The 3,972-nt window shown below is 51.7% G+C and carries 3 pseudogenes; all 3 read right to left on the bottom strand.

From position 1 onward, the window contains the following. Positions 1–1,144: pseudogene (locus Q0236_RS08555) on the bottom strand (hypothetical protein); the annotation flags it as partial. 543 nt (positions 1,145–1,687) lie between these two features. Next, positions 1,688–1,912: pseudogene (locus tag Q0236_RS08550) on the bottom strand (Sua5/YciO/YrdC/YwlC family protein); the annotation flags it as partial. A gap of 882 nt (positions 1,913–2,794) precedes the next feature. Further along, positions 2,795–3,607: pseudogene (locus tag Q0236_RS08545) on the bottom strand (Sua5/YciO/YrdC/YwlC family protein); the annotation flags it as partial. Positions 3,608–3,972: the final 365 nt, after the last annotated feature.

Below are 3,972 nucleotides of genomic sequence, written 5' to 3'. Positions count from 1 at the left end.
ATTCGCCCTCAAGGCTCGGCGCGCAAGCTCCGTTTTGCGGGGCTTGATCGGCGTTAGAAGCGTTTTTGCTTTCAGAATTTATTAAATTCAAGGCGGACACTTGCTTTATAGAATTTACGGCGACATTTGCATTCTTTTCACCGCCGCCTGCGATGTTTTCAGCCGCCCGCTCAGGCCAGTCTTTGCTTGCCGCATCGTCCGCAAGCTTTCTAAAATCGCCTCGCAACACGCAGCTGTTTTTGGCGCCGCTATTATTTTGCGCATTCAAACTGCCCTGCCTCGCTTCGCGCTGTGTTTCGTGCCGCAAATCATCGACGCCCCGCTGCTGTGAAGCGGAATACGACGCGTTTTGGATAAAATTTTCGCCCGCTTTTTTCAGCCTAAATTTATAGCTCTGCTCGCAGCCATCGATATAGAGGTTTTCTAGCCGCATGCCCGCCTCGCCGTCGAAGCTTACGGTTCGCAGGCCGCAAATGACCGCCGCAAACGCATCGAATAGCCGCCCTAGCGAGCTTGAACGGACGGCGCGCGGCGCGATTTTTTCCAAATTTGCCACTTCGCTCGCGCTAAATTTTGCCAAAAACTCGCTCGCGGCGCCCTTTGCATTAAATTTAAACACGAGCGCAAGCGCAAGCTTGTAGATGTTTTTGATCGCATTCTCGCCGCCGATAAGCGCGATCTCATCGAATTTCGCGACGCGATTAAAGCCGAACTCGTTAAAAATCATCACCTCGCCGCCCCAGATCGTGCCATCCATGCCGTAGCCGGTGCCGTCGAAGCAAAAGCCGAGGTATTTTTTGCCGCTGCTTAGCAGATCGTTTTGCGCCAGATTCGATACCAGATGCGCGAAATGGTGCTGGTAGCGCACCACGGGGTATCCGCGCTGCTCGAAAAATCGCGTGTGCGAAAACTGCGGGTGCAGATCTGCGATGACGGCGTCAAACTTCAGCTCGTAGGCGCGCACGAACATATCCAAAAGCGCGAAGAATCGCTCATTCGTGGCGACGTTTTTAAGATCGCCGATGTAGGGCGAGATGAAAATTTGCCCGTCTTTGTAGATCGCAAACTCATTTTTAAGCTCCGCTCCGAGCGCCAGGAAAGTGCCTTTGGCGTGGAATTTGCTAGGGAAAATTTTTGGATTCATTCCGCGAGATGTTCGCAAAAATAGCGCGCGATCTAAAGCGTCCGCTTCGGCGGAAAAATTCGTATATCTCGCTAAATTTGCGATACTTGTCGGTTTTGCGGCATCTGCGAGATTTGCAGCATTTGTGGAATTTAGGGCACTTGCGGAATTTGATATGCTTGCGCCGCGGGCGGATTTCGTTTCGCAGCCAGAATTTATTTCGGAGGCGGAATTTGCGTCATTTTGATTTTTTTGAAGCGCCGAATTTGTGGCGCGGCAGTTAGTTCCTGAGGTAAAATTTGTGGTGTCGCAACTCGTATCTGTATCAAAAACTCTTTGCGAACTCTCGAAATTCCGCCCGCGCGCGGAATTTTCCTTAAAATTTTGCGGCGTGGTAAGGGTTTGCGCGTCCGCGGAATTTATAACAGAATTTTGCGCTAGAATAGAATTTTGCGCGGAATTTTTCATCTCGGTGCAGGTCGGAAGCGGCGCGGAAATTTTACCAGAGCTATGAGCCGTTTTTGAAGTAGGCGCCGAAACTCGCGCTTCAAACTGCGGTAAAAAGGCGATGCTATCGTCGCTCGGCGTTAAAATTTCGCGATTATTGTCCAGGTAAAACGAGATGACGCCGCCCAGCTTCGCGCGCAACTCCTCGCTGCTGAAAATAATGGGCTCGCCGCTAATATTCGCGCTTGTGGCTACGATCGGGCGATCAAAGTATTCAAAAAGCAGCAGATGCACGCCGGTATTTGCGAGAAAAATGCCGATTTTATTAAGGTTCGGCGCCACGCTTGGAGCGATAAAAATCGCGCCTGCCCCAAAAATCGCCGAAAAGCTTGCGGGCAAACGCACGAAATCGCTGCTGCTATCGGAATGGGCGCCGCGCACGTCCGCCGTACACGCCTGCGCAGAGCATGAGCCTTGCAAATTTATCGTCTGTTGCGGACTCGGCTCGCTCACCGCACATTGCAAAGCCGCCTTATCTGCAGCATTTTGCAAGTCCTGCTCACACGCCCCACGTCGCGAGTTCGTCCTATCCGCGGCATATTGCAAACTTGAAGTATTCGCAGAGCTTCGCGAAACGGGCTCGCTTGCCGCAGGCCGCAAATCAGATATCTTCATTGAGAGTTGCAAATTTTGCTCGTCCGCATGCCAAGAATCGGGCGATACGTATCGCAGCTCTCTGCCATTTGCCGCAAATTGCGATTTTAGCTCGTTAATCGTATCTTGCGCCTCGCTTACTGCTTGCGGTGAGCTCAAATTTTTAGCCGCATACTGCAAATCAGATCCATCGTACGCGCGCTCTAGCTTGTTTGCCGTACACTGCGAGTCGTCTGCCGCTAGCATATCGCAGGCGAAATTACGGTGCATCGTTTTGCTAAAAATTTGCGCACTATGTAACCCGTCCTGCTCTGCACAATCTTCAGCGCCTTGCGTGCTAAATTTTTGCGCCGCAAAATTGCGTAAATTTCGTAGCTCAGAGCCCTGCCCTTGCGTCGATTTTTCTTGCTCACCCGCAAATCTCGGCGATATAGAATTTTTGCTTTGCGCCTTTAAATTTTGCGTGCCGAAATCTGCCGCAAAGCCCGCTGCCGTGCGCCAAACAAACTCGCGCTTTTTTAAAATCACGATCGGCTTGACGTTGCAGTCTATCAGCGCCTCCTCTTCTGCGCTTAGGTTCGCTGCGCGCCCCGCCTGCGCTGCGTCGCGACACATGATCGCAAAAGGCTTGCTCTGGCGCTTTTTGAGCGTTCGCAGCATGCGTACCGCGCGCTCGTTCGTCGCATCGCAAACGATATGAAAGCCGCCCATCCCCTTGATCGCGCCGATCTGCCCACGCCGCAAAAGCTCCGCCGTGCGCGCTATCGCCTCCTCGCCGCTTGATAAAATTTCGCCGCCCGCGCCGCATAAAAACAGCTGTGGACCGCAGTGCGGGCAGGAGATCGGCTCGGCGTGATAGCGGCGCGTGAGCGGGTCTGTGTATTCGCCGCGACAGAACTCGCACATCTCAAACGCCCTCATCGTAGTGTTTGCGCGGTCGTACGGCAGCGCGGCGATGATGCTAAGGCGCGGGCCGCAATCCGTGCAGTTGATAAAAGGATAGTGGAAGCGCGGATTTTGGGGGTCGTAAAACTCTTTTTTGCACTGATCGCAGATCGCAAAATCGGGCAAAATCGGGTTAAATTTACGCCCCTCTTTGGACTGCGTGATCTTAAAATCAGTAAAATTTTGCGCAAAATCTTGCGTATTTAGATCGGTGCGGATAATTTTATCGATACGACAAAGCGGCGGCGCTTCGCTGCGAAGGCGCCGCTCGAAAATTTTTAAAATTTCTTCTTCGCGTAGATCTTGCTCGGCGTTTTGTGAATCGTGTTTAAAGTCCTGCAAGTCCTCTTTCGCATCTTGCAAGTCACGTTTAGTATTTTGCAAGTCTTGCAGCGATTCATTCTGTGACGTACCGCGCTGCTGCGACGAATTTTGCACGACGAAATTTTGATCCGACGAAGCGGGCAAAATAGAGCCCTGCTCGTTTAGATTTGGCTCGGATAAGTCGGGTAAAAATTTCTCGCTCGCTGCGGCTTGCGAATAGCTCGTCAAATCATGCGGCAAGCTCGTCAAATCAGACACGCCAGCTAAACCATTCGCCAAATCGCGCGGCAAGCCGGTCGAATTATTCGGCGAGTTCGGTGCGTTCTGCGGTGAAAAGAAACTCTCATTTAAATTTAAACTTGCCAAATTTAGTGATGAGTTCGCAGCCTTGTTAGAATCCGACTCGGCAGAATTTAAAGACCGAGCAGCCGATGGCGATATTTTCTGCGCTTGAATTTTGTTAGAATTCGGCTCATCTA

Source organism: uncultured Campylobacter sp. (assembly GCF_938031315.1).
Lineage (GTDB): Bacteria > Campylobacterota > Campylobacteria > Campylobacterales > Campylobacteraceae > Campylobacter_B.
The sequence above is the reverse complement of the archived record's forward strand: the minus strand, read 5'-3'. Positions and strand labels throughout refer to the sequence as shown.